We start from the raw sequence: 25,337 nt of genomic DNA, 5'->3' as shown, positions 1-25,337 counted from the left end.
TACACTGAGTGGTAAACAGGTTCAATTAGTAACCGGAGATGGATGCAAAATCATGATCGATTCAGATGCTATTTTGCAGCCAATAGATTTTTTATTAAGATGATATCAAGGACATTGAGGCACACAATGACGCATCAGTAAGTCGTTGATAGCTCATTTGATATAAGAATTTCTTTTATCAACGGAAGATAATGATGGAACTGATCAATAATCGTGGTATGCGAGACTGGATGATATTTATTAAAGTGGCGGAAGTAGGGAATCTTTCCCGGGCTGCACGGGAATTAGATATTAGCATTTCTGCTGTCAGTAAATCGCTTAGCCGCCTTGAGAATTCTATTGAGGTTACTTTACTTCGGCGCGATTCACATCACTTAGAACTGACTGGAGCTGGTCAGACAGCCTATGCAAGCATGAAAAGGATAACATCTTCCTTTCAGTCCTTGCTGGATGAATTGCGAAATCCGGATAAAATTATCAGAGGGAGTATAAAATTTTCGGCTCCGGCTATTGTCTGTGAGTTTCTTGCCAATAAGTGGATATGGGAATTTACAGCTAGCTATTCGGATACAAAAATCTACCTGGATTCACGAGAGCGTAGCGATTTTTTTAGTAAATCCCTGGAGTTTGATGAGCTGGTTTTTAAAAGTGGCATAATCGAAAGTGAGGATCTCGTGTATCGAAAGATAAGCCCTTTAAAGTTGGTTCTTTGTGCGAGTCCGAAATATATCAGAAAATATGGCAGGATCTCACATCCTGGCGATTTGGAAAATCACATTATTGTGGGTCTTCACAACCATGGTCTTTCCGGACCTCTTACTCTTTTCCGTCAAGATGAATCATACACTATTAGTGGCGCTGTTAATGTTCATTTATCTTCCAATAATCTTTTGAGTGTTCTTAATTTGGTTTTAGAAGGAAAGGGTATCAACCTCATGACTCCGGCCTGGCTTGCCACCAAATACTTAAAAAATAATGAACTTGAAATTATACTTCCTGAATGGAGGGTTCCAGATCTCCCCATTTATCTTGTATGGCGTCATCGTCAGTATTATTCTCCTTTATTTCAACGCTTTCTGTCTTTTATTGAAGATAAATGGAATAATCGCCCACAAATTGATTTTCTGAATGATGATTAACCCGTTTGGAATGGTTTTGATACGTTCCTGACTTAAACCCACATGATGATGACTGAATTGAGGCATCGAGATATGCGACTGGTCAGCCAGTCGTCTTTTGACGATGCCCAATACAAAACATGATGCCGACTGACGGAAATGATAATACCCGGAAACAGGACGGGGCTGTTTTTGGGCAGCCGGAAGTTAAGCCCATACCAGAAACGTTGCAGTGTACTGAAAAATGGCGCCAGGTTGCACTGTAAGTATCCCGCATAATCGAGCCATTCACATTTAGAGATCATCCGGCATAATCAATCTGCCAACGCAGGAGATCGCTGTGCGTAAAGCCCGTATTACTGCGCACCAGATCATCGCTGTGATTAGATCAGTTGAATCCGGACGGACTGTTAAAGATGTCTACCGGGAGGCCGGTATTTCTGAAGCCACCAGGGACAACTGGAAGTCTGGATACGGCGGCATGGAAGCTTCTGATATTAAATCTTGAGGATGTCAACGCCAGGATTTATGGTCGTTTTTCGCTATTTTTAATATCCGCTGTTTGATCACTTCTGCTGTCCGCTTTCCGCCATTTCATCTTCACTGATTGGCGTTGCGTTTTTGGTCAGCGCCCCGACTTTGCGTTTTTCCTTCAGCCGGTAACTTTCTCCTTTGATATTCAGTGTGGTTGAGTGATGCAGTAGCCGATCCAGGATCGCTGTTGCCAGCACGTTATCACCGAACATCTCTCCCCAGTCTGCGAAGCCTTTGTTTGACGTCAGGATAATGCTCGCTTTTTCATACCGTCGGTTCAGCAGTCGGAAGAACAGACTGGCTTCCTCACTGGTCATTGGCAGGTAACCTATTTCGTCCAGGATCAGCCCCCGCGCATAGCTCAGTTGTTGTAGCTGGCGCTCCAGGCGGTTTTCCAGCTTCGCTTTCATCAGCGTCTACCAACCTGTCCTGCGGCATGAACAACACCCGATGGCCCACATCTGCCGCTTTCACACCGGGGGCAGCGGACAGGTGGGTTTTCTCCACTCCGGGGGCCCCAGCAGGATCACATTCTCGCAGCGCTCCACGAACGCCAGACCGGCCAACTCCCGGACGACCTTACGATCGATGCCTGGCTGGAAGCTGAAGTCGAACTGCTCCAGCGTTTTGACTCATGGCAGACGAGCCTGTTTCAGCCGGGATTCCATTCCGCGCTGATGTCTGCCGTTCTATTCCTGCTGCAGCGCCATGCACAGGAATGTCGACTTATTTTGGGCTGACAGAGGCATTGGTCGTTAAGACTTGTATATTCATGTTGCTTACTCGCACAAAAGGGGGAAAGGAACCGTAAACAACATTGACAGGTAAGGGACTGGCATCAATTTGAATGGTGTTTTTTTTAACTTTATGTTTTAAAAGATAAATTACATTTTCATGGTGAATTATTCTGTTTTATATTGTTGTTTATGGAATATTTAACCAATATTTCATCTAAAAATAGTGTATTATATTGATTACACTTTGCTGGAGAGGTGTAAACATCAAGCGTAACCATATGATGTATATAAGTTTTTGTTTGCTGATATCATATTTTTAACAGATATTGAGCAAGTAAATCTGATCTAACTGTAACTTTAGTTTTCTAAATTAATTACTTTGCTTACTTTTTTTTACCTGGTTTTGTAAAACCTCATGATGATCAGTCTATTTGTGGCTTTGTTTAAGGTTTATTTGGTTTTGTAGTCTGAATTGTATCTCCCTCCTGGAGGGCTTTCTTTAGATTCTCTGTCTCCTACGTTGTTATGTTACGTATTTGTTGCTTTGAAGGAGGGGGAAATACAGTTCCATTTATCTGAGTAAGTCAGGTACACAGTAACAACTTTCTTATGAAGAATTTCCAAAATTTTTACTGCGGCGTTATTAATTGTTCAGCGATTCTTACAGATCTGTCGTTCGCTTTTGGTGAATGAAATCCGTGGACTTTTATTTACTAATTTTTTCTTTCCTGAAAAAAACAGAGGTATTGAGCGAAAAATTTTATTCCGTATGATGCCCTCCACACAAAATGTATTAACACTGAATCGTAATTTGCTTCTTTATGCTGATAACTTTCTGTCTATGCTAATACTAAAATTTAGATGACTTTTATACGGTAAAATCTGGTATGAATTTTAAAGATACTCTTCCCGGGGTGTTTCTCTGTGTCGCTATGTTTGCATGTGGTCATGCCAGGGCGAATATGCTCGTTTATCCCATGGCGGCAGAAATTAATAGTAGCCGCGAAGAGGCCACCTCGCTGTTCGTCTATTCTAAATCAGATCATGTGCAATATATTCGAACAAGAATCATGCGTATTGAACACCCCGGTATGCCACAGGAGAAGGAGGTACCAGCAGGGAATGATATAGAGACAGGACTTGTTGTCTCCCCGGAGAAATTTGCTCTTTCCCCGGGAACAAAAAAAACAATACGTGTTATCAGTACTCAGGCACCGGAAAGAGAGGAAGCCTGGCGGGTATACTTCGAGGCTGTTCCTGAACTGGAAGATGATCCACAGGCAGGCGGAAAGCAAAATTCATCCGTAAGTGTGAATCTTGTCTGGGGGGTGTTGCTGCGTGTTTCTCCGTCAGACCCCAGGCCTGCGCTGGTAACGGACGGTCACCACCTGCTGAATACGGGAAACACACGGCTTTCTCTTATTCGGGCTGGCAACTGCGACACCACATGCCACTGGCTGAATATAGGCAAAAGTATTTATCCCGGCGGGAGTGCTGATATTCCGGCCGGAATAAAAAGTAATGCATTTCGTGTGGAATATCGTACGGGTGCAAATTCACCGGTAATCTCTGCTGATTTAACAGCAGCCGGAAAGTAAAAACACACGGAGCGTACGCTATACCCTACATTTATTCTCAGGGGGAGCGGATGTATACCGAGTGTACATATATCACTGTAATAAACAACAAAGCAAGGTTATTTTTTATGAACATGAAAACATCTTTTATTGCCGCAGCTGTGGCATTGGCCACCGTTTATTCTTTTTCTGTTTCTGCGGTTCAGAAGGATATTACCGTCACTGCCAATATTGACAGTACACTTGAACTGCTGCAGGCCGATGGTTCATCCCTCCCGTCGACTATGAAGCTGGATTTCATGCCGGGTAAGGGCCTGGTCCATAAATCACTCCAGACCCGCCTTTACAGCAACGATCAGACCAAGTCGGTTAATGTAAAACTGTTGAATGCTCCACAACTTATCAACGTCCTGGATCCCACCAAAACCATTGATATGGAAGTGACTCTGGGAGGACGGTCACTGACCACCACCAATTCTGTACTGGAAGCTAAAACCCTGTTCCCGGACGGAAAAACTGGCGATGCTTCAGCTCTGCTGAACCTGGATATTGGTCAGAAGGCTGGAGCAGCCTTACAAAACCTGCCTGCCGGTGAATACAGCGGATTGGTCAGTCTGGTGATTTCACAGGCTGTCACTGCCGGCTAATAACCGGTTATTAGCTCTTCATCTGATCCGGTTTTGGGGTGTCACCGTTCGTACCTGAACCGGATCCGGTATTGATCTTATTATTCATTGCAATTCAGGTCTCTTTACGTGAGTCGTTATTTCTGGATGTATTATTTACTGGGATTGTGCAGTTTTACCAGCCAGGCAACTCTTATTCCCCCTCCTGGATTTGAATCTCTGCTGGAAGGACAGACTGAGCAAATTGAAGTGTTGCTACCAGGGCATTCACTGGGATTATTTCCGGTGGTGGTTAAACCGGACACCGTGCAGTTCATGTCCCCATTGATGGTACTTGAAAGCAGTGGGCTTGCCGCGTTGCCGGTCGCAGAACGGCAAAAAGCGCTGGCTGCACTCAGCCGTCCGTTGCTACGTAACAGCAATCTGGTCTGTGGTGTCTCAGAAGCAAAAGACAGCAGCGAGTGTGGTTACGTGGCAACAGATAAAGAGGATGTTGCGGTTATTTTTGATGAGAACAACGGTCAGTTATCTTTGTTTCTTAACCGGGACTGGTTGCCGGATGAAGAACGACGTGATAAACGCTGGCTGACTCCGACCCCGGAGGGTGTCAGCGCATTTATTCACCGCCAGACGCTGTATCTGAGTGATGATCTCCACAGTCGTAATATGACACTGAATGGTAGCGGTGCCCTGGGGCTTGGTGACGGTCGTTATCTGGGAGGCAACTGGGCGGCTATCTGGAATCAGTCAGAACATTACAATAACAGTCAGGCCTGGTTTGACAATCTGTTTGTCCGTCAGGATCTCGGCAATCAGTATTATCTCCAGGCTGGTCGGATGGATCAGCGGAATCTGTCCAGCGCCACGGGGGGGGATTTTGGGTTCAGTCTGCTTCCCCTGAGCCGGTTTGATGGATTACGAACCGGGACCACCCAAGCTTATGTTAACCATGAGGTGGACCAGAATGCCACTCCGGTTATGGTTCAGGTTACCCGAAATGCCCGTATTGATATTTATCGTGGCAGCGAGTTGCTGGGGAGTCAGTTCCTGACCCCGGGAATGCATACCCTGGATACTCACTCTCTTCCACCGGGAAGCTATCCTCTGGCGTTGCGGGTGTATGAGGATGGGATTCTGCGGCGAACGGAGACCCAGCCCTTCAGTAAGGGGGGCAATAGCTTCAGTGCACAGACCCAGTGGTTTATTCAGGGCGGGCTGGAAGATACCGGGGATAAAGCCAGCCATTATGACGGTGAGACTGTCATGGCTGCCGGATTCCGAACTGGGCTGCGGAAAAATATCAGTCTGACCGAAGGTATCTCTCTGGCACATGAGGCCTGGTACAGTGAAACCCGACTGAATTCACAGCATGCAGTGCTGGATGGCACGCTGGACCTTTCTGCCGGGATACTGCATGGGACAGACAGCACGAGCGGTAACACTGAGCAGGTGACATACAACGACGGATTTTCCGCGAGTCTGTGGCGTAACCATACGGAAAGTGATGCCTGTAGTGGTCGTCATCCACAGTCAGTGCATGCCAGTATGACCTGCCAGACTTCGATGAACGCCTCCCTGTCGGTTCCGGTGGGGAACTGGTATGCCCTACTGGGATACAGTACCAGCAGGACAGAAGGTCGGCCGGTTTACCGGGGATATGATGATAACAGTGACAAAGAAAATGTGTTCTGGCGACAGGCATACATCCCTGCCTCTCACCGCGAATCTGCTCAGGCTAGTGCAACGTACAGCCTTAATATGGCTGGCATGAATATTAATACCCATGGGGGAGTATGGCGAACCCGAAATGACGGAGTGAATGATGATGGCTTGTTTATGAGTGTCAGTGTGTCATATGCCTCTCAACCACCGACAATGACTGGCAGTAATGGGTATACCTCAGCCGGGACCGATATTCACAGTAGCCGGAATCAAAAAACACAGACGTCCTGGAATGTGAACCATGTGAGATCCTGGCAGCAGGATCTGTATCGTGAACTGTCGGTGGGTTTCTCCGGTTATAACGACGACAGCTGGAGCGGGAGTCTCGGCGGACGCATGAGCGGCCGTATGGGTGAACTGAGCGCCACTATCAGTAACTCCCATCAACGTAATGCGGGCAGCGCCAGTTCACTCACCGCTGGCTACAGCTCGTCTCTGGCGTTATCCCGTAATGGACTGTTCTGGGGAGGTGGTCAGGACGGTGAACCGGCCTCTGGCATGGCGGTGAACGTGGAGTCAGAGGGGGACGAGGGCAGTAGCGGGAAAGTAGTCAGCGTTCGTGGCAGCAGCCAGCCGTTCAGTCTCGGTTTTGGTCAGCAGTCGCTGTTGCTGATGGAAGGCTATAACGCCACGGAGGTGACCATTGAGGATGCAGGGGTTAGTTCACAGGGGATGGCAGGCGTAAAAGCGGGAGGGGGAAGCAGGCGTTACTTCCTGACACCCGGGCATCTGCTGGTTCACAACATCAGCGCCAGTATGAGCCGACTGTACGTTGGCCGCGTACTGGACAAGGATGGCAGACCGCTGCTGGACGCACAGCCACTGAACCATCCATTTTCGTCGCTGGGACCTTCCGGGCGATTTAGCCTGCAGAGCGAGCATAAAGAATCCAGCCTGTGGCTGCTGTCAAAAAACAGGATCCTGCGTTGTCCGCTGTCAGTACGTAAACGGCGGGATGTTATGCTGGTAGTGGGTGATGTGCGATGTGAATTAAGTGGCGTGGATGCCCTGCCACAGGCGTTGCAAATATCGCCGCGGGTCATCCGTTTGCTGAACGTGGCAGGTTTGCTGCGCCATTCCGTTCAGGAAGCCTGACATAAAGATAAAGGCGATAGTATGAAGAATGAAATGACGTGGACGAATATGACGTGGTGTTGGCTGACTCTGTTGCTTACAGGTATAACGCCATTAAACGTGTGGGCAGATAGTGATATCTACAACAAACCTATTGAACAAACTCAGGACGTCAGTCAGCCAGGTGAGGACGTGTTTATCTTACATAATACCTGGATTAATTTTACTGACGATCCTGCGGATATGGGGACATTACTTTGTTTCTCTGAGAGCGATCCCCGCAATGGTGCATGTACTACGAGCGGTCACTGGGCTTCTAGGTATAACCCTGCTAATCCAATCAGGTTGATGTTTACAGATTTAAATACAGGTAAAACAACAGTATTGGCTCTTCAGGGATATCGTAAAAGTTATTGTAGTGGTAATCGTTATGCTTTTGATGCCGGCGGGGGATGCTACGCAATGAGAGAATTTGAGTTATGGATACCCGCTAGCGAACGGAGAAAACTCCCTGTTGGGCAATGGACTGCACATTTACGGATGCGGGTTGAAGGATGGATTAACATTCCAATCGGTAGTCTTATGTCGGATATCACGTTGACCGTTACAGACCACTTTGCAGAAAATGCTGCTATTTACTTTCCGCAGTTTGGTACTGCAACCCCTCGGGTGGATCTGAATCTGCACCGGCTGAATGCCTCACAAATGTCGGGCAGGGCTAATCTGGATATGTGTCTGTATGACGGAGGTGTGAAAGCCCGTTCATTACAGATGAAGATAGAAGGAAGCAATAAGTCAGGTACGGGATTTCAGGTTATAAAGAGCGATTCTGCTGATACGATTGATTATGCGGTCAGTATGAATTATGGGGGACGAAGTATTCCTGTCACCCGTGGCGTGGAGTTCAGTCTGGATAACGTGGATAAAGCAGCAACGCGTCCGGTGCTACTTCCCGGGCAACGGCAGACGGTACGTTGTGTGCCAGTGCCCCTTACCCTGACAACACAACCCTTTAACATCAGGGAGAAGCGTTCTGGTGAGTATCAGGGAACGCTGACAGTGACAATGCTGATGGGAACACAAACCCCCTGACAGTAATTATTTATTTTATTGATATCTTTCTTATATGGTTTTTTAAATCAGAGTTCTCTTTATATACTTGTTTTATTTAATAAAGAAAATCTATTCACTTATGAAAATCAATGCGTGAGGTTCTGCTTTCCTATGACTGAGTATTTAGATGATAAAGATAAAGAATTATTGAAAGAAATCCAAAAAGATTGTGCGCAAACTTTATGGCAACTTGCATATAAAGTGGGACTTACGCCCACACCATGTTTCAAACGTTTAAAAAAACTTAAAGACAGGGGGGTTATCATTGGTCAGTTCGCTTTATTGGATAAAGAAAAACTAGGTCTTTCACTTAATGTCTTTATTATGATTAACATATCTGAGGAGCAATACGCTAGTATTTCTGAGAAAATAAAGTCAATGCCTGAGGTTATTGCCTTTTATCGAATTTCTGGATCATTTAATTATTTAATGCATACAGTATTTACAGATATGAACGATTACTATAGTTTTTATGAGAAAATAATATTAACTAATTCTTCAATTAGTGGATCTGCATCGAGCTTTGTTCTTGAGCAAATAAAGGAAACAAACGAACTGCCAGTGTGAAAGTGTGATGTGTACTTACTGATTTAATACATTATTATCCTTCTTACGGAACAACAACGGCAGATTGCGGCTGTTGAACAAGGATTTTAATCAGCAGTGGTGAAATTAAGCGGCACAGAATAACACAGCGGAATATCACATGGTTAAATATCACCCCGTGCATGTAACAAAAAACCGCATTAAAACAGATGATGTTACTGATATTTATTTCGTTGAACCCTTCTGGAAAGAAGGCGAAAACCACATAATTGAGTCATTGATGTTTTTTGAAGAGTTACAAAAGTCATTTAATTTATTCAACCATAAATATGGGTTAAATAAATATATACTCAGGATCCCCTGGGAATTTGTGCTCATACATATGGAAAGGATCAGTAAATTAAATAGCGTCGGGTTATTTGCTGTTTCTGTTGACTTTAATAACAACCACAAATTTCTGAGCGAGTACATCAGGAGTCGCAGAGATTATGGTATGGAAGTTTGGTTTGATTTTTGTGGTAAACATTCTTATTCCAGTGAAATTAAAAACCTTGGGTTCTTTTTTCAGGCTTGCGTAGTGCCTCGTGATCCTAATTTTATTAGTAGTGTTTATCATTATCATAAGTTCCAAAAGATTCTTGTCGGGGATATAAATGATGTAGAACAGAGGGCCGTGTACCAGAACGAAGTTGATTACATGTATGGAATGCAATGGCCATCGTCATATGACGGTTTTTTCTTTCGGGATCATAAAAAAAATGAAACTTGGTGTATATAACAGAAGGAGTGAAAATTTGAATCAAAAATATCTTATTTATTTTTTGTTTAATTATTGTTTTGTTTTTTATTACGATTAAATATAAAGAACATCATTGTTCGTGCGGTGGGGAGGCTGGAAGTTTAGGGGATGACCGTTTATCAACAATTTTATTACAGCCACCATACGAATGGTTTATATATGCACTAGATGTATTATTTTAGTTTAATATATCGATGGTTGCTATTTGCATTGATGATGTTCCGTTACATTAAGGAATATACATCTGTATCTCGTTATACGCACACTCACATTACTAATCATTATTAATATGAGTGTGGTTCTTGTTTTACGCATGCATGGTTGCATGTGACGTTAAATTTAAATGAGCTGACTGTATGAATTCTAAATACTTTAGAGAGGTGTTTTTTGTCTCGGTAGTTGTTATATTATTATTTTATTTGGTGTTATTTGCAGCCAGTGCTCATGCTGAAGGCGGCTTCAGCTCTGGAGGCATTGGGTTATTTATGACGGGAACAAGAGAGATGCTACTGTAGAGATAATAAATTCTGCTAAGGATTCCCCAATTCTTGTGCATTGACATCCTCCACGTCCTGAAGGGCGTGGGTTCCTGCTCCAACGGGCTGCCTGACTGCACGCTCCTTCCACAGGCAAGCACGGCGTGTCCCGCTCTAAAATGTTACGCGCGCCGTTTACATCGGCGTTCGCAGTATATCTTCATACCAGACACTTGTAAGTATTTCGCATAATCGTGCCATTCACATTTAGAGATCATACAACAGGACGGGGCTGTTTTTGGGCAGCCGGAAGTTAAGCCCATACCAGAAACGTTGCAGTGTACTGAAAAATGGCGCCAGGTTGCACCTGTTCAACGATTTTCTGAAGGCGCAGGAGTATTCATTACTGATATCCTCCATTGCGCCTTCGGGAACCCACAGGACCAGCTATTTTACCGATAGTGTTTAAAAGGCGTAAGTAATGCCGAGCATGAAGTCATTGGAGGCAGCCTTTGTGTCTGCATCATAAGCGGTATGTTCATCACCAGCATAGTGATTTTTTGAAATGCTCACTTTGCCTGCATTAATGTATTTATAACTGGCGTCAATCATAATATTATCTGTTACAGCATATTTTGCACCGATACCTGCGCCCCAGGCAAAGTTATTTTTTGAAGCAGACAGAGTTTCATTAATACCAAAACCAACAGGAATGGTGTTATTACTTAGCTTCACATGAGCGAGGCCAACGCCTGCGCTGATATAGGGTGTAAATGCCGTACTATTGTGAAAATCATAATAACCATTAACCATGTAAGTGGTCATTCGGACCTGATTTTTTACATTTATGTGTACTGGCTGACCAAATGCAATAATATCCTGCCCGCCTTTAGCATCCGTCTCACCTCTGAAAGTGGTATCCAGTTCTAAACGTACTGGAAGCTGGAATGGGTCATAAAAGTCATAACCGATAGCAACCCCGCCGCCAAAAACGCCTTTGGTACGGTCAGATAACGTTGCATGACCATTGACTATCTTATCCTGGCTGAAGGTTGAGTTGATTCCATAGACATTGACTACGGATGTCCCCGCTTTCCCGGTGATATAGATCCCTTCTTTTGCTGATGCAGTAGCGGACCAGGCTACCACAAGGGGAATGATGCAGACTGCGAAAAAGTTTTTCATTTCAGAACCTGCCTTAATATTGGGCTAAAAGACAAGTTTCACGGTATAGGGTGTGATATAACGATTACATAAACGAAGCCCAAAAAACGGTCTATTGTAACGCTGGGTTTTCTGTAAGCGGGTAAAAAATGAGATGAAGATTTTAAATAACAATACGATAATCGTCGGTATGGAAATCCATCTCCTCGCCAAATTGCCCCACGTACGGTTTCACTTCTACGTTATGTAACGGGTAGTGTGAGATGGAGCGATGCTGTAAGAAAAAGATGAAGATGAATTTGTACCCGACCTGGATAAAGCCCGTTATCCCGGAATAACGGGCAAAAATATTTACTCAAGTGCCTGGGCGAGATCTTGTTGTACCTGTTGACGCTGTTCTGGTGTTAAGACTTTGCTTAAATCAAAATAATATTTAACCCGATAATAGCGAGCCTGTTGTTCTATGTTACTGAAGGCTGCAAGCTGCTGTTTTACGGCGGCGTCATCCCATTTACCGGATTTAATCACCTCTATCAGCGCACCGTCTTTAATTCCCTTCATAGAAATCTGACTGACGTCGGTTTCCAGTTGTTGGTGAAGTTTTTTGATCCGGGTAATCTGATCGTTTGTCAGCTTCAGATGCTGGACAATAGGATCCTGGGCGGGCAGGGGAGGATTGGGGACAGCGGTGGCGAAAGCGCCAAAAGAAACGCCCGCCAGAGTCGCTGCCAGTAAAGTTGTGCGTACAAAGTTTTTCATGAAGATATCCTGATAAGGGAGTGATTAACCGTTTTTATTACCCACGAATGGCGAGCAATTATCTTAGAGCCTATCCCACCAGGCGTTATTGGCGCAGCCAGTTTGGACACGGACAGCGCGCAAAAACCGGAGCGTACACGTAGTACGTGAGGATTTTGAGCACTGCCCAGGTCCAAAATGGCAAGTAAAATAGCCCTAATGGGATAGGCTCTTAGTCAGAATACGTTGCCTGCCACATTACGCCACGCGGATTTGTTTTACGGAGAGTTACGGAGTGAAACAATCCCGCCGCGGTGAGCGGCAGGTTGCTTACAAGGTGAATGGATCGGCATCGCGCCAGGCTGGAAATTTTTCGCGATAGTCCTGCAAGGCGACGAGAGAAAGATCGGCATCGATACGTGTCGCCTGGTGTGGTTCGGCGGTGGCGATAATGTCGCCCTGGGGATTAATGATCCGGCTATCGCCGCGATAATGTAACCCGTTGCCATCGGTGCCAACCCGGTTGCAGCCTGCGACATAAGCCTGATTTTCAATAGCGCGCGCCGTCAGTAATGTTTGCCAGTGTAGCGAGCGCGGCGCGGGCCAGTTCGCTACATACAGCGCCAGATCGTAATCATTGCGGTTGCGCGACCATATCGGAAAGCGCAGATCGTAACAGATCAGTGGCAGAATGCGCCAACCGCGCCACTGCACGATGATGCGTTTATCGCCTGCGGCATAATGTTGATGTTCATCCGCCATACGAAACAGATGGCGCTTATCATAGAGATGAACCTTGCCTTCCGGTTCAACCAGTAAGAAGCGATTTACGGCGCCGCGCTCAGTTTGTAGCGCCGCGCTGCCGGCAATCAGAGCGTCAGTTTGTCGGGCTTTGGCCTGCATCCACGTAATCACGCTATCTTGCGAAAGTGAGTTATTAGCGGCCTCCATCGCGAAGCCGGTGGTAAACATTTCAGGCAGAACAATCACATCCCGGCCAGATACGAGCTCTAGCTGTCTGTCAAAATGACGCAGGTTTGCCGGGCCGTCCATCCAGACTAAAGGTTGTTGCAACAGAGTAATTTTCAAACCAGACACGATCGGAGCTCCTCATTGAACAGCGTCTTTACACTGTAGCATGAGCAATAATAAAAAAGCGGCAAGAAAAAGCCCCGCGAAAGCGGGGCAGGAAAGACGCGAGACTGATTATGCGGCTTCGACTTTACGCACTTTCTCCGGCAGCTTTACCGGTTTGGTCGCCAGCGCTTCAGGTTCAAAATCATCAACGTTGATACTGCGCAGGCGGCTCTCTTCCGCTTTCGCCAGGATGGCGGCTTCATCTTTATCTATAAGCCCTTTCGCCAGCGCATTGCGCGCCAGTTCATCCAGACGAGTAAACGGCAGATTTTTACCCAGTTCTTTGCAGATGCGCTGGTGGATAGGGTCGGCAGCGATGACATCACGCAGCGCTTCTTCCAGTAAACCGACCGGATTATGTTCGGCGGGCGTCAGATACTGACCGCGCCCAATGCGTGAACGTGTGGCGTTCGGCACCTGCAGGATCTTCGCCACGGCGTGATCCAGCTTATCAGACGGCGCCAGATAATGACGGCCAGTCGGGAAGATCATCGCGGTGAGCAATCCGGCCACGACGCGGTTCGGGAAGTTCTGCAGCAGATCGTCCATCGCTTGTTCAGCACGATACAGCGCATCCTGTACGCCCCAGTGTACCAGCGGCAGGTCGGCTTCGTGGCGACCTTCGTCGTCGTAACGCTTTAGTACGGCTGAGGCCAGATAAAGCTGACTCAACACATCGCCCAGACGCGCGGAGATACGCTCGCGGCGTTTCAGGCTGCCGCCCAGTACCGCCATTGACACGTCGGACAGCAGGGCCAGGTTTGCGCTCAGTCGGTTCAGATGTTGGTAATAACGCTTTGTGGCGTCGCCGGTTGGCGTATGGCTCGTTAATCCGCGGGTCAGGCCAAGCCAGAAACTGCGAACGGTATTGCTGCCGACATGACCAATATGTTTAAACAACAGTTTATCAAAGGCATTCACATCATTATTCTGCGCTGCGGCCATCTCTTCCAGTACATAAGGATGGCAGCGAATGGCGCCCTGACCAAAGATCATCATGCTACGGGTCAGGATATTCGCGCCTTCCACGGTAATCGCGATAGGCGCGCCCTGGTAAGCACGCGCCAGGAAGTTGCTCTCGCCCAGCATAATGCCTTTACCCCCAGTGATATCCATCGCGTCGATAATGGACTGCTGGCCGCGGTGGGTGCAGTGGTACTTCACGATAGCCGACAGTACCGCCGGTTTTTCACCCAGCATAATGCCGTAGGTGATTAACGATGCGGCGGCATCCATCACATAAGCGTTACCTGCAATACGCGCCAGCGGTTCTTCAATACCTTCCATCTTGCCGATAGAAATTTTGAACTGACGACGAATGTGAGCATAGGCGCCGGTTGCCAGCGCGACGGATTTCACCCCGCCAGTGGAGTTGGACGGCAGGGTAATACCGCGTCCTACCGACAAACATTCCACCAGCATACGCCAGCCCTGTCCGGCCATTTTGGGGCCGCCGATAATATAATCAATAGGCACGAAAATATCGTTACCGCGGGTTGGGCCATTCTGGAACGGAACGTTAAGCGGGAAGTGACGACGACCAATTTCCACACCCGGCGTTGAGGTAGGGATCAGGGCGCAGGTAATACCCAGCTCTTCTTCTCCGCCTAACAATCTATCCGGATCGGAAAGCTTAAACGCCAGGCCCAACACGGTAGCTATCGGCGCCAGCGTAATGTAACGCTTGTTCCAGGTCAGGCGCATACCCAGCACCTGCTGGCCCTGCCATTCGCCCATGCAAACCACGCCGGTATCCGGAATGGCGCCTGCATCAGAACCTGCTTCCGGGCTGGTCAGCGCAAAGCAGGGGATCTCCTGGCCGCGCGCCAGTCGCGGCAGATAGTGATTCTTCTGCTCTTCCGTACCATAGTGCTGCAACAACTCGCCAGGGCCGAGTGAGTTTGGAACGCCGACGGTGATAGCCAGAATCCCGGAGACGCCGGACAGTTTTTGCAATACACGGGACTGCGCATAAGCGGAGAACTCCAGCCCGCCATACTCTTTTTTAATGATCATCGCAAAAAAACGATGCTCTTTCAGATAAGCCCACAGTTCCGGCGGCAGATCCGCCAGTTCATGGGTAATCTGGAAATCGTTCGCCATCCGGCACGCTTCTTCTACCGGACCGTCGAGAAACGCTTGCTCTTCGGCAGTGAGTTGCGGTTGCGGATAGTTGTGCAGTTTTTTCCAGTCAGGCTTGCCCTGGAACAGATCGCCTTCCCACCAGGTTGTACCGGCATCAATCGCTTCTTTCTCAGTGCGCGACATCGGCGGCATGACCTTACGGAAGCCGCGGAACACCGGTGCGGAAATCATTGATTTTCGCATCGGTGTGAGGTTAAACGGCACGAGGATAATGGCCAGAGGAACCAACAGCCAGATGGACCACAGGCCAGCGACGCCAAGTGCGGCGGTCCAGGCGAGCAGAATCAGGCTGCTGAGAAATAAACTCACGCGGTGATAGAACAATGCGCCGAGCAGAACAACCGTAGCGATAATACTCAAAATCATCATAACGAAAAGCTCCCTTGCTTGTAGGAGGTCTGACCACTTGTGATGATTAGGTTGTAGTGGATGTAAAATTTTTTAGCAATGTGTTTACAAAATAATTACAACAAAGCTCACATTGTTGCCGTTTTTGGGGGCACGAAAAATCAAAAGCGTGAGGCGTTAATTCGGCTTATGCTTCTCGCCTGTACTGCTATCCGGTACACTGCATACTGTCATTTACATTCATGCTGAAGGATATCCTCATGTACCAGGATCTTATTCGTAACGAACTGAACGAAGCGGCGGAAACGCTGGCTAATTTTTTAAAAGATGACGCCAATATTCACGCTATTCAGCGCGCGGCGGTCCTGTTGGCTGACAGTTTTAAAGCGGGTGGTAAGGTACTTTCCTGCGGTAACGGCGGCTCCCATTGCGATGCGATGCACTTTGCTGAAGAGCTGACAGGTCGTTATCGTGAAAATCGTCCGGGCTACCCGGCAATTGCGATTTCTGATGTTAGCCATATATCCTGCGTCAGTAATGATTTTGGCTATGACTATATTTTCTCTCGTTACGTTGAGGCGGTAGGGCGCGAAGGCGATGTCCTGTTAGGGATCTCGACGTCGGGTAACTCTGGTAACGTGATTAAAGCGATTGCCGCGGCCCGTGAAAAAGGCATGAAAGTGATTACGTTGACCGGCAAAGACGGCGGCAAAATGGCGGGAACGGCGGATATTGAAATTCGCGTACCGCACTTCGGTTATGCCGATCGTATTCAGGAAATTCATATCAAAGTGATTCATATTTTGATTCAGTTGATCGAAAAAGAGATGGTTAAATAACTATACCCGTCATACTTCAAGCTGCAGGTGCGTTGGTTGCGCTCAGAAACCCCAGTCACATAGTTATCTATGCTCCTGGGGATTTCCTCCCTTACCGCCTTCCTGCAACTCGAATTATTTAGGGTATAGCATATTGTTTTCTTTGATATTTTGACTTTTGATTGGCTGTAAAAATTACGCCTTCCCGCTTAAGGCGTTAGTGGAGGTGATGTATGTGCGAACTGCTTGGGATGAGCGCCAATGTGCCGACGGATATCTGCTTTAGCTTCACCGGACTGGTGCAGCGTGGCGGCGGAACCGGGCCGCATAAAGACGGCTGGGGAATTACCTTTTACGAAGGAAAGGGCTGTCGCACGTTTAAAGATCCGCAACCGAGCTACCATTCGCCGATTGCGAAGCTGGTACAGAATTACCCGATCAAGTCCTGCTCGGTTATCGCTCATATCCGTCAGGCTAATCGCGGTGAAGTGGCGCTGGAAAATACACACCCTTTTACCCGGGAATTATGGGGACGCAACTGGACTTATGCTCATAACGGTCAGCTCAACGGTTATAAGTCGCTGGAAACCGGTAATTTTCGTCCGGTGGGGGAAACCGACAGCGAAAAAGCGTTTTGCTGGCTATTGCATAAATTAACGCAGCGTTATCCCCGCACGCCGGGCAATATGACGGCGGTATTTAAATATATTGCGACACTGGCGACGGTATTACGTGAAAAAGGCGTTTTTAACATGCTGCTGTCAGATGGGCGATATGTGATGGCGTTTTGCTCAACCCATTTGCACTGGATCACTCGCCGGGCGCCGTTTGGCGTAGCCACGCTGGTGGATCAGGATATGGAAATTGATTTCAGCTCACAGACCACGCCAAATGACGTGGTTACCGTGATTGCTACCCAGCCGCTAACGGGGAATGAAACCTGGCAAAAGATTATGCCAGGCGAATGGGCGTTATTTTGCCTCGGAGAGCGTATAATTTGAGGCCAGCTGTGGCTGAACGACTTCGTGACTCAACGGTTTGCTCACGACGTAACGTCCATCAACGATAGAAACAGTTGGCGGCTTATGCGTCTGTTCAAAATAATCGTAGCCGGGTTTTAGCTGCGCCCAGAAATCTTTGTAATATGAATATTTATGACGCTGCATATTGGCGTCGGTCATCCGGAACGGATAAATACTCACCTGCACGCTCGGCTGACCAAAGACCAGCGCGGCGGTGACAAACTGGAAAATCTCATCAATGCCGCTGTCGGTCATGGCATAGCAGCCGACGGAAACACAGGCGCCGTGAATCATCAGATATTTACCATCATAGCCATGCGCGCGATCGTAGGCATTGGGAAAACCAATGTTGATGGCCTTATAAAAACGGCTGTCTGGCTTGAGTTGATTGCGCTGAACGCTGTAAAACCCTTCCGGACTTTTAAAATCGCCCTGGCGGCGTTTCGGGCCTAACCCGCCGGAATAGTTGCAAATTTTGTAGCTATCAAGCAACTGGTATTGCTCACCCATTTTGACGTAGAGATCAAGGGTGCGCTCTTCTTTAAAAATCTGAATATAGACCGGTGAGCCCATTAACTGCTGCTTATACTCTTTACTGACCGGCGTGACGGGGCTGCTGCTGCTCAGCAAACCGGCAAATGAGACGCACGGCATCAGAAGCATCGCAAGAAAAAATGCGATTTTACGCATACTGCTTGTTCCTTGATAAAACGGTTACACACGCCAGAACGGCAAAAGAGTCCCCAAATCGGAGTAATCTGGATTTGGAGCGCTCACATTAGCACCACGGCAGTTTTTCGCAAGTCCCCGTGTGTACGTTTACAATTTTCCCGCCGCTTTCGTCGTCATACCTTCGAATATGTCGCATTTTTAACGCGAATGTCTCTTTGCGCGCAATAAAACATACTGTACACTTAAACAGTATTGTGGGGGTGAGCGATGCGCAAAATCATACATGTTGATATGGACTGTTTTTTTGCCGCGGTAGAGATGCGTGATAATCCGGCGTTACGCGATATTCCCATTGCCATTGGCGGGAGTCGTGAGCGAAGAGGCGTTATCAGTACCGCCAACTATCCTGCGCGCCAGTTTGGCGTACGCAGCGCGATGCCGACCGCCATGGCGCTAAAGCTGTGCCCCCATCTCACCCTATTGCCTGGCCGCTTTGACGCCTATAAAGAGGCTTCGCGGCATGTACGTGACATCTTTTCCCGCTACACTTCACTGATTGAACCGCTCTCGCTGGATGAAGCCTGGCTGGATGTGACTGACAGCCCGCACTGTTATGGTTCGGCGACGCTGATAGCCAGGGAGATTCGTCAGACTATTTTCAATGAACTGCAACTCACCGCCTCCGCCGGCGTTGCGCCAGTGAAATTTCTGGCGAAGATTGCCTCCGATCTCAATAAACCGAACGGACAATATGTTATTACGCCAGCCGATGTACCCGGCTTTCTTAAAACGTTGCCGTTAGCCAAAATTCCAGGCGTGGGGAAAGTTTCCGCCGCCAAACTGGAAAATATGGGGTTAAGAACCTGCGGGGATATTCAACAGTGCGATCTGGCGATGCTTCTCAAACGCTTCGGTAAATTTGGCCGGGTATTATGGGAGCGTAGTCAGGGTATTGACGAGCGTGATGTTAACAGCGAAAGGCTGCGTAAATCGGTAGGCGTTGAGCGTACTCTGGCGGAGGATATTCATGAGTGGTCGGACTGCGAGGCCATTATTGAACATTTATATCCGGAACTGGAGCGTCGTCTGGCTATAGTAAAGCCCGATTTACTGATTGCCCGACAGGGCGTTAAATTAAAATTTAATGATTTTCAGCAAACCACTCAGGAACATGTCTGGCCGCAATTAAATAAAGAAGACTTAATTACCACCGCCCGTAAAACCTGGAGCGAGCGTCGCGGCGAGCGCGGCGTACGGCTGGTGGGGTTACACGTAACGCTGCTCGACCCTCAGTTGGAACGACAGTTGGTGTTAGGGTTATAAGTCAGGCTATTAAGATTTTATCACTATTACGATTGCGCCATCTAAATTTCAGTATTACTATACCCGCGTTTTCTCATTCTCAATAACTGCAAAGGAGGTTCATCATGACACTTTATTCTCTGAACGCACTTTGCAGACCTTTCCAGGATTAATTTTCTTTTATTGCCCTGGATTAGTCTGCCATTTCCTGATTTTTTAATTCATATATGGAATGGTATATGGGCAATTATATTCGTCCTTTATCAGATGTGGTATTTTCTATCGCATCAGATAACCTGTGGATCGAAGATTCCGCGATCCAACAATTATATACGACGGCTAAGTTAACCGGTATGAAACGCGTTATCGGGATGCCAGATCTGCATCCGGGGCGTGGCTATCCTATTGGCGCAGCCTTTTTCTCGCGTGGACGCTTTTATCCGGCGCTGGTCGGCAACGATATCGGCTGCGGCATGGCGTTATGGCAAACGGATATTTTAGGGCGTAAATATAACGCCGATAAACTGGAGAAGCGGCTGGCGTCGCTGACTGACGTGGCGGACGCGCAGTGGCTGGAGGAGAATGTCCCCGCCGCAATGCAGCATCATTCGTGGCGCTCTGCGCTGGGTTCCATTGGCGGCGGCAATCATTTTGCCGAGCTGCAACAGGTCGATCGCATCGTCGATGCTGATTCGTTCGCTTTGTCGGGGTTACAAAAAACGCAGTTATTACTGCTGGTACACAGTGGTTCACGCGGTCTGGGGCAAGCTATCCTGCGTCGTCATGTGGAGGCGTTTTCGCATAACGGTTTGCCGGAAGATAGCGACGATGCGCGCCGCTATCTTGCAGAACATGACGATGCGCTGGCATTTGCCCGCAGTAATCGCGCGTTGATTGCTCGCCGGATACTGCAACAGCTCAGGGCTGAGGGCGAACCGCGGCTGGATGTGGCGCATAACTTCGTTGAACCCTGTACTGTCGCGGGTGAGGCGGGGTGGCTGCACCGTAAAGGCGCTACGCCAGATGGGCAGGGACTGGTGATTATCCCCGGTTCGCGCGGCGATTATAGCTGGTTGGTGAAACCCGTCGTCAGCGAGGAGAGCCTCTTCTCCCTGGCGCATGGCGCGGGGCGCAAATGGATGCGTACCGAGTGTAAAGACCGGTTATCGGCAAAATTTACCCCGCGACAGCTCTGCCGTACCGGGATGGGTAGCCGGGTGATTTGCCGCGATCGCCAGCTCATTTATGAAGAAGCGCCGCAGGCGTATAAATCCATCGATAGCGTTGTGGATTGTCTGGCAGACGCCGGACTGATTACGCCGATTGCCTGCCTGCGTCCGGTGCTGACGCTGAAAACCTCAGGGGAGAAAAGCGCATGATCTTACTGCAACTTTCTTCTGCGCAGGGACCGGACGAGTGTTGTCTGGCGGTAAAAAAAGCGCTGGATTGTCTGACGAAAGAAGCCGCCAGAGAAAAGGTATCGCTGACGCGACTTGAAACAGAGCCGGGACGATTACCAGACACGCTGCGTTCCGCGCTGGTCTCGCTGGACGGCGAAAAAGCTATGGCTTTCAGTGAACGTTGGTGCGGCACGTTACTGTGGATTTGTACCAGCCCGTATCGTCCGCACCATGGGCGAAAAAACTGGTACGTCGGCATTGGGCGCTTTTCCGCCGACGAGCACATACAGTCTGATGAGATTCGTTTCGAGACTCTGCGCTCTTCCGGCCCGGGTGGGCAGCACGTTAATAAAACCGACTCGGCAGTGCGGGCCACGCACCTGGCGAGCGGGATTAGCGTGAAGGTTCAGTCGGAGCGCAGTCAACATGCGAATAAGCGTCTGGCCCGGCTGCTGATTGCCTGGCGGCTGGAACAGCAACGGCAAAATGAGTGTGCGGCGTTGAAGTCTGAAAGGCGTCTGTTCCATCATCAGATTGAGCGCGGCAATCCGCTACGGATATTTAAAGGAATGGCGTTTACGCCACAATAATTCGGTGCTACCAGCGCTGTTATAGGGCTGTCCGGCTATTCGCGTGTAGCCGCAGCGCTATTTCAGCGTATTCAGGAGAGGTTATCTGGCAATGGATACCCGATATTCCATATTGCTAGCCCGTCCAGAAATGGGACGGGCATTTTAGCGCTTTCTTACTTCGCAGGAATCGCTTTCAGCAATTCGGTCAGCAGAGTCCAGTAGTGGCCGACGCTTTCGATATGCACCTGCTCATCCGGAGAGTGAGGTCCGGTAATGGTAGGCCCAATAGAAACCATGTCCATATCCGGATAGGGTTTCTTAAACAGACCGCATTCCAGGCCGGCGTGGATAATCTGGATGTTCGGTGTTTTGTTGAACAGACGCTGATAGGTTTCCCGCACCAGGTGCATGACCGGCGAGTTCGCATCGGGCTGCCAGCCAGGATAGCTGCCTTTTGCTTCGGTTTTCGCGCCAGCCAGCTTGCCCAGCGAATCCAGCATACTCACCACATAATCTTTACCGCTGTCGATTAGAGAGCGAATCAGGCAGTGAATTTCGACATTCGCATCGGACATTGTGACCACGCCAACGTTCAGCGATGTTTCCACTACGCCTTTCGCCACGTCTGAATTGCGGATCACGCCGTTCGGCGTTGCGTTCAGCAGGCGCACAAAGGTATCGCGTGACGGCGCGGTCAATGCGGCTTTATCACTGGCAACCTCATTGAGTTGCAGCGTCAGGTTTTTCTCTTTTTCCGCCAGTTCGTTTTTCAGAATATCCTGGTAAGCGTTCACTAACGTTTTCAGAGCGCCTACGTTGTCTGCGGCAACGGCGAGGGTAGCGAACGCTTCGCGCGGAATCGCGTTACGCAGCGTGCCGCCGTTGAAATCGATCAGACGCAGATCCAGTTCTTCTGCGTGCCCGGCCAGAAAACGCGCCAGCAATTTGTTGGCATTGCCAAGGCCGAGGTGAATTTCACCACCGGAGTGGCCGCCTTTCAGGCCTTTCAGGGTTAGCTTAAAGCACGCAAATCCTGCGGGTACAGCTTCACGGGTCAACGGCAGATTAGAGGTAAAATCGATGCCGCCTGCGCAGCCCATATAGATCTCACCTTCTTCTTCAGAGTCGGTGTTGATCAGGATGTCGGCCTGCAACCAGCCGGACTGGAGGCCGAACGCGCCATCCATGCCCGCTTCTTCGGTCATGGTCAGCAGCACTTCCAGCGGGCCATGGACGACATTATCATCAGCCAGTACCGCTAACGCAGAAGCCATTCCAATACCATTGTCGGCGCCGAGCGTAGTACCGCGCGCTTTAACCCATTCGCCATCAATATAAGGCTGGATAGGATCTGTAGTGAAGTCGTGAACGGTGTCGCTATTTTTTTGCGGCACCATATCCAGATGCGCCTGTAAAACGACCGGCTTACGATTTTCCATACCTGCAGTGGCGGGCTTACGGATCAGAATATTACCGACCTGGTCGCGATCCACGTAAAGGCCTTTCTCCTTGGCCCAACTCACAATATGTTCCGCGAGTTGCTCTTCGTGATAGGACGGGTGAGGAATAGAACAGATTTTGGCAAAAATATCCCACAAAGGTTGTGGTGATAACTGAGACAGTTCAGACACGATAAGTCTCCTTGGCGGTGGTCTGAAAAACGTTCTTACAGGCCACAGGGTTAGCGGAATTGATAACTCTTACGAGATGCGACTGAGAATACCACTTTCTCCGCCTGCGGGTAGTATAAAGCATACAAAAAGAGGCGTGGATTCCGCTAAACACTGGTTTTTAGCGCGTCAGGTCTCTATAATCTCGCGCAACTATTTCCCCCTCGAACACTTTTTAAGCCGTAGATAAACAGGCTGGGACACTTCACATGAGCGAAAAATACGTCGTCACCTGGGACATGTTGCAGATTCACGCACGCAAACTGGCGAGCCGCCTCATGCCTTCAGAACAATGGAAAGGCATTATTGCCGTAAGTCGTGGCGGCCTTGTACCGGGCGCACTACTGGCGCGTGAATTGGGCATTCGTCATGTCGATACCGTATGCATCTCCAGCTACGATCACGATAACCAGCGCGAACTGAAAGTGCTGAAACGTGCAGAAGGCGACGGCGAAGGCTTTATCGTCATCGACGATCTGGTCGATACCGGCGGCACCGCCGTCGCGATTCGCGAAATGTACCCTAAAGCGCATTTCGTCACGATTTTCGCTAAACCGGCGGGCCGTCCGCTGGTTGATGATTATGTTATTGATATTCCTCAGAACACCTGGATTGAGCAGCCCTGGGATATGGGTGTGGTATTTGTACCGCCGATTTCAGGTCGTTAATCAGCAGCTTTTCAGAGCGCCCGGCAATGCCGGGCGCTGTTTTATTGGTTACAATAAGCCTCTATGAGTATCCAAGGAGGCTGCACGAATGACACAGGCTAACCTCAGCGAAACCCTGTTCAAACCCCGCTTTAAACATACTGAAACGTCTACCCTTGTCCGTCGGTTCAATCGTGGGTCGCAGCCGCCCATGCAATCCGCGCTGGACGGTAAGAACGTCCCGCACTGGTATCGCATGATAAACCGCCTGATGTGGATTTGGCGCGGCGTTGATCCACGAGAAATCCTTGATGTGCAGGCGCGTATTGTGATGAGCGACGCAGAGCGAACGGATGATGATTTATACGATACGGTCATCGGTTACCGCGGCGGCAACTGGATTTATGAGTGGGCAAAGCAGGCGATGGACTGGCAGCAGAAAGCCTGTCAGGAACAGGACGCCATGCGCAGCGGACGCTACTGGCTTCATGCCTCAACGCTCTATAACATTGCCGCCTACCCGCATTTGAAGGGCGATGAGCTGGCGGAGCAGGCGCAGGCGCTGGCGAATCGCGCCTATGAAGAGGCCGCGCAGCGGTTGCCCGGCTCGTTACGTGAAATGGAATTTGCCGTTCCTGGCGGTTCGCCTGTCACCGCGTTTTTACATATGCCGAAAGGGGATGGTCCGTTTCCGACGGTGCTCATGTGCGGCGGCCTGGACGCCATGCAAACCGACTATTACACCCTGTATGAACGCTATTTCGCGCCGCGCGGTATTGCGATGTTAACGCTTGATATGCCTTCGGTTGGATTTTCATCAAAGTGGAAATTAACCCAGGATTCCAGCTTGCTCCACCAGCATGTGTTAAAAGCGCTTCCTAATGTCCCCTGGGTGGATCATACCCGTGTTGCGGCGTTTGGTTTCCGTTTTGGCGCCAATGTTGCGGTGCGCCTGGCCTATCTGGAAGCGCCGCGTTTGAAAGCGGTGGCTTGCCTGGGGCCGGTGGTCCATGCGCTACTTAGCGATCCGCAACGACAGAGCACGGTGCCGGAGATGTATCTGGATGTGCTGGCCAGCCGTCTGGGTATGCATGATGCTTCAGATGAGGCGCTGCGTGTGGAGCTCAATCGCTATTCGTTGAAAGTACAGGGGCTACTGGGCAGACGTTGTCCTACGCCAATGCTTTCCGGCTTCTGGAAAAACGATCCCTTCAGCCCGGAAGAAGAGTCTCGCTTAATTACAACATCATCTTCAGACGGTAAGCTGATAGAGATCCCTTTTAACCCGGTGTACCGCAATTTTGACCGCGCGCTGCAAGAAATTACCGACTGGATTAATCATAGATTGTGTTAATAGATTGATAAATTCTATTGATTTGG

At 48.8% G+C, this 25,337-nt stretch carries 21 protein-coding genes and 4 pseudogenes; 17 read left to right on the top strand and 8 right to left on the bottom strand.

Translation table 11 applies throughout. The features are described 5' to 3' along the window. The first annotated feature begins 191 nt into the window (after window positions 1–191). The 3 genes and pseudogenes from EOS98_RS17650 to EOS98_RS17640 all read left to right on the top strand — a co-directional run. Window positions 192–1,139, top strand: a complete 948-nt coding sequence (locus EOS98_RS17650; protein ID WP_126524254.1) for a LysR family transcriptional regulator — start codon at window positions 192–194, stop codon at window positions 1,137–1,139. Window positions 1,140–1,258: 119 nt separating this feature from the next. Beyond that, window positions 1,259–1,378, top strand: a pseudogene (locus tag EOS98_RS17645) (hypothetical protein); the annotation flags it as partial. A gap of 80 nt (window positions 1,379–1,458) precedes the next feature. Continuing rightward, a pseudogene (locus EOS98_RS17640) lies at window positions 1,459–1,620 on the top strand (transposase); the annotation flags it as partial. A gap of 64 nt (window positions 1,621–1,684) precedes the next feature. Here the strand turns inward: EOS98_RS17640 and EOS98_RS17635 are convergent. Then, window positions 1,685–2,242, bottom strand: a pseudogene (locus tag EOS98_RS17635) (ATP-binding protein). 1,034 nt (window positions 2,243–3,276) lie between these two features. Here EOS98_RS17635 and tcfA point away from each other — a divergent pair. From tcfA to tioA, 6 genes are all read left to right on the top strand, one after another. Then, entirely contained in the window at window positions 3,277–3,987 is a 711-nt protein-coding gene (gene tcfA / locus EOS98_RS17625) for a fimbrial chaperone TcfA (protein ID WP_094897727.1), read from the top strand. A gap of 107 nt (window positions 3,988–4,094) precedes the next feature. Continuing rightward, window positions 4,095–4,613, top strand: coding sequence for a fimbrial protein TcfB (gene tcfB, locus EOS98_RS17620; RefSeq protein WP_001056552.1), 519 nt, complete (start codon window positions 4,095–4,097; stop codon window positions 4,611–4,613). Window positions 4,614–4,721: 108 nt separating this feature from the next. Continuing rightward, window positions 4,722–7,409: a fimbrial outer membrane usher protein TcfC gene (gene tcfC / locus EOS98_RS17615; protein ID WP_126524253.1), complete on the top strand. Its 2,688-nt coding sequence runs from the start codon at window positions 4,722–4,724 to the stop codon at window positions 7,407–7,409. 21 nt (window positions 7,410–7,430) lie between these two features. Further along, on the top strand, window positions 7,431–8,480 hold the full coding sequence (gene tcfD / locus EOS98_RS17610) for a fimbrial protein TcfD (protein ID WP_127821187.1): 1,050 nt from the start codon (window positions 7,431–7,433) through the stop codon (window positions 8,478–8,480). Between the two features lie 132 nt (window positions 8,481–8,612). Continuing rightward, a complete protein-coding gene (gene tinR / locus EOS98_RS17605) occupies window positions 8,613–9,068 on the top strand; it encodes an Lrp/AsnC family transcriptional regulator TinR (RefSeq protein ID WP_000141547.1) in 456 nt (151 codons plus the stop codon). Between the two features lie 139 nt (window positions 9,069–9,207). Then, window positions 9,208–9,825 (top strand): protein TioA, encoded by a 618-nt coding sequence (gene tioA, locus EOS98_RS17600; protein ID WP_000241747.1) that lies wholly within the window; start codon window positions 9,208–9,210, stop codon window positions 9,823–9,825. Window positions 9,826–10,426: 601 nt separating this feature from the next. Here tioA and EOS98_RS24710 read toward each other — a convergent pair. Next, window positions 10,427–10,539: pseudogene (locus EOS98_RS24710) on the bottom strand (hypothetical protein); the annotation flags it as partial. 56 nt (window positions 10,540–10,595) lie between these two features. On the opposite strand from EOS98_RS24710, the gene EOS98_RS17590 reads away from it, so the two are divergent. After that, window positions 10,596–10,784, top strand: coding sequence for a hypothetical protein (locus EOS98_RS17590; RefSeq protein WP_031603649.1), 189 nt, complete (start codon window positions 10,596–10,598; stop codon window positions 10,782–10,784). A 3-nt stretch (window positions 10,785–10,787) separates the two neighbouring features. Here EOS98_RS17590 and pagN read toward each other — a convergent pair whose 3' ends face one another. From pagN to fadE, 4 genes are all read right to left on the bottom strand, one after another. Then, complete coding sequence (pagN, locus tag EOS98_RS17585; protein WP_126524251.1) at window positions 10,788–11,507, bottom strand: adhesin/invasin protein PagN; 720 nt, start codon at window positions 11,505–11,507, stop codon at window positions 10,788–10,790. Between the two features lie 330 nt (window positions 11,508–11,837). Then, window positions 11,838–12,245 carry a Spy/CpxP family protein refolding chaperone gene (locus EOS98_RS17580; protein ID WP_000788200.1) on the bottom strand — a complete coding sequence of 136 codons (408 nt, stop codon included), beginning with the start codon at window positions 12,243–12,245 and terminating at the stop codon, window positions 11,838–11,840. A 309-nt stretch (window positions 12,246–12,554) separates the two neighbouring features. Then, window positions 12,555–13,322 (bottom strand): amidohydrolase, encoded by a 768-nt coding sequence (locus tag EOS98_RS17575; protein ID WP_000015789.1) that lies wholly within the window; start codon window positions 13,320–13,322, stop codon window positions 12,555–12,557. A 108-nt stretch (window positions 13,323–13,430) separates the two neighbouring features. Continuing rightward, window positions 13,431–15,875: an acyl-CoA dehydrogenase FadE gene (gene fadE, locus EOS98_RS17570; protein ID WP_000973041.1), complete on the bottom strand. Its 2,445-nt coding sequence runs from the start codon at window positions 15,873–15,875 to the stop codon at window positions 13,431–13,433. Window positions 15,876–16,114: 239 nt separating this feature from the next. Between fadE and lpcA the strand changes: the two genes are divergently transcribed. Together lpcA and EOS98_RS17560 are read left to right on the top strand one after the other, a co-directional pair. Continuing rightward, window positions 16,115–16,693 carry a D-sedoheptulose 7-phosphate isomerase gene (gene lpcA, locus EOS98_RS17565; protein WP_000284051.1) on the top strand — a complete coding sequence of 193 codons (579 nt, stop codon included), beginning with the start codon at window positions 16,115–16,117 and terminating at the stop codon, window positions 16,691–16,693. Between the two features lie 212 nt (window positions 16,694–16,905). Then, a complete protein-coding gene (locus EOS98_RS17560) occupies window positions 16,906–17,673 on the top strand; it encodes a class II glutamine amidotransferase (RefSeq protein WP_000333387.1) in 768 nt (255 codons plus the stop codon). Here EOS98_RS17560 and dpaA read toward each other — a convergent pair. Further along, window positions 17,644–18,384: a peptidoglycan meso-diaminopimelic acid protein amidase gene (gene dpaA / locus EOS98_RS17555; protein ID WP_001225658.1), complete on the bottom strand. Its 741-nt coding sequence runs from the start codon at window positions 18,382–18,384 to the stop codon at window positions 17,644–17,646. The genes EOS98_RS17560 and dpaA overlap by 30 nt on opposite strands. Before the next feature lie 249 nt (window positions 18,385–18,633). On the opposite strand from dpaA, the gene dinB reads away from it, so the two are divergent. From dinB to prfH, 3 genes are all read left to right on the top strand, one after another. After that, the gene (gene dinB, locus EOS98_RS17550; protein ID WP_094913701.1) at window positions 18,634–19,689 is read left to right on the top strand and encodes a DNA polymerase IV; all 1,056 of its coding nucleotides are present in this window, start codon (window positions 18,634–18,636) and stop codon (window positions 19,687–19,689) included. A gap of 218 nt (window positions 19,690–19,907) precedes the next feature. Next, entirely contained in the window at window positions 19,908–21,047 is a 1,140-nt protein-coding gene (locus EOS98_RS17545; protein WP_094965257.1) for an RNA ligase RtcB family protein, read from the top strand. Beyond that, the gene (gene prfH / locus EOS98_RS17540; protein ID WP_000602086.1) at window positions 21,044–21,658 is read left to right on the top strand and encodes a peptide chain release factor H; all 615 of its coding nucleotides are present in this window, start codon (window positions 21,044–21,046) and stop codon (window positions 21,656–21,658) included. Before EOS98_RS17545 ends, prfH begins: the two co-directional genes overlap by 4 nt. Before the next feature lie 155 nt (window positions 21,659–21,813). Here the strand turns inward: prfH and pepD are convergent, their stop codons facing one another. Beyond that, on the bottom strand, window positions 21,814–23,271 hold the full coding sequence (gene pepD, locus EOS98_RS17535; RefSeq protein ID WP_001292977.1) for a cytosol nonspecific dipeptidase: 1,458 nt from the start codon (window positions 23,269–23,271) through the stop codon (window positions 21,814–21,816). Window positions 23,272–23,519: 248 nt separating this feature from the next. On the opposite strand from pepD, the gene gpt reads away from it, so the two are divergent. Then, window positions 23,520–23,978, top strand: coding sequence for a xanthine phosphoribosyltransferase (gene gpt / locus EOS98_RS17530; RefSeq protein WP_001292018.1), 459 nt, complete (start codon window positions 23,520–23,522; stop codon window positions 23,976–23,978). A gap of 88 nt (window positions 23,979–24,066) precedes the next feature. Continuing rightward, complete coding sequence (frsA, locus tag EOS98_RS17525; protein ID WP_000189588.1) at window positions 24,067–25,311, top strand: esterase FrsA; 1,245 nt, start codon at window positions 24,067–24,069, stop codon at window positions 25,309–25,311. Window positions 25,312–25,337: the final 26 nt, after the last annotated feature.

The sequence above is a fragment of the Salmonella sp. SSDFZ69 genome, from assembly GCF_004010755.1.
In the GTDB taxonomy this organism is placed as follows: domain Bacteria; phylum Pseudomonadota; class Gammaproteobacteria; order Enterobacterales; family Enterobacteriaceae; genus Salmonella; species Salmonella enterica.
This window is presented reverse-complemented; position numbering and strand designations above follow the sequence as displayed.

Coding starts and splice junctions, on each gene's coding strand:
- EOS98_RS17650 (WP_126524254.1), top strand. CDS start 192: ATGATGGAACTGATCAATAATCGTGGTATGCGAGACTGGATGATATTT.
- tcfA (WP_094897727.1), top strand. CDS start 3,277: ATGAATTTTAAAGATACTCTTCCCGGGGTGTTTCTCTGTGTCGCTATG.
- tcfB (WP_001056552.1), top strand. CDS start 4,095: ATGAACATGAAAACATCTTTTATTGCCGCAGCTGTGGCATTGGCCACC.
- tcfD (WP_127821187.1), top strand. CDS start 7,431: ATGAAGAATGAAATGACGTGGACGAATATGACGTGGTGTTGGCTGACT.
- tinR (WP_000141547.1), top strand. CDS start 8,613: ATGACTGAGTATTTAGATGATAAAGATAAAGAATTATTGAAAGAAATC.
- tioA (WP_000241747.1), top strand. CDS start 9,208: ATGGTTAAATATCACCCCGTGCATGTAACAAAAAACCGCATTAAAACA.
- pagN (WP_126524251.1), bottom strand. CDS start 11,507: ATGAAAAACTTTTTCGCAGTCTGCATCATTCCCCTTGTGGTAGCCTGG.
- EOS98_RS17580 (WP_000788200.1), bottom strand. CDS start 12,245: ATGAAAAACTTTGTACGCACAACTTTACTGGCAGCGACTCTGGCGGGC.
- fadE (WP_000973041.1), bottom strand. CDS start 15,875: ATGATGATTTTGAGTATTATCGCTACGGTTGTTCTGCTCGGCGCATTG.
- lpcA (WP_000284051.1), top strand. CDS start 16,115: ATGTACCAGGATCTTATTCGTAACGAACTGAACGAAGCGGCGGAAACG.
- EOS98_RS17560 (WP_000333387.1), top strand. CDS start 16,906: ATGTGCGAACTGCTTGGGATGAGCGCCAATGTGCCGACGGATATCTGC.
- dpaA (WP_001225658.1), bottom strand. CDS start 18,384: ATGCGTAAAATCGCATTTTTTCTTGCGATGCTTCTGATGCCGTGCGTC.
- dinB (WP_094913701.1), top strand. CDS start 18,634: ATGCGCAAAATCATACATGTTGATATGGACTGTTTTTTTGCCGCGGTA.
- EOS98_RS17545 (WP_094965257.1), top strand. CDS start 19,908: ATGGGCAATTATATTCGTCCTTTATCAGATGTGGTATTTTCTATCGCA.
- prfH (WP_000602086.1), top strand. CDS start 21,044: ATGATCTTACTGCAACTTTCTTCTGCGCAGGGACCGGACGAGTGTTGT.
- gpt (WP_001292018.1), top strand. CDS start 23,520: ATGAGCGAAAAATACGTCGTCACCTGGGACATGTTGCAGATTCACGCA.
- frsA (WP_000189588.1), top strand. CDS start 24,067: ATGACACAGGCTAACCTCAGCGAAACCCTGTTCAAACCCCGCTTTAAA.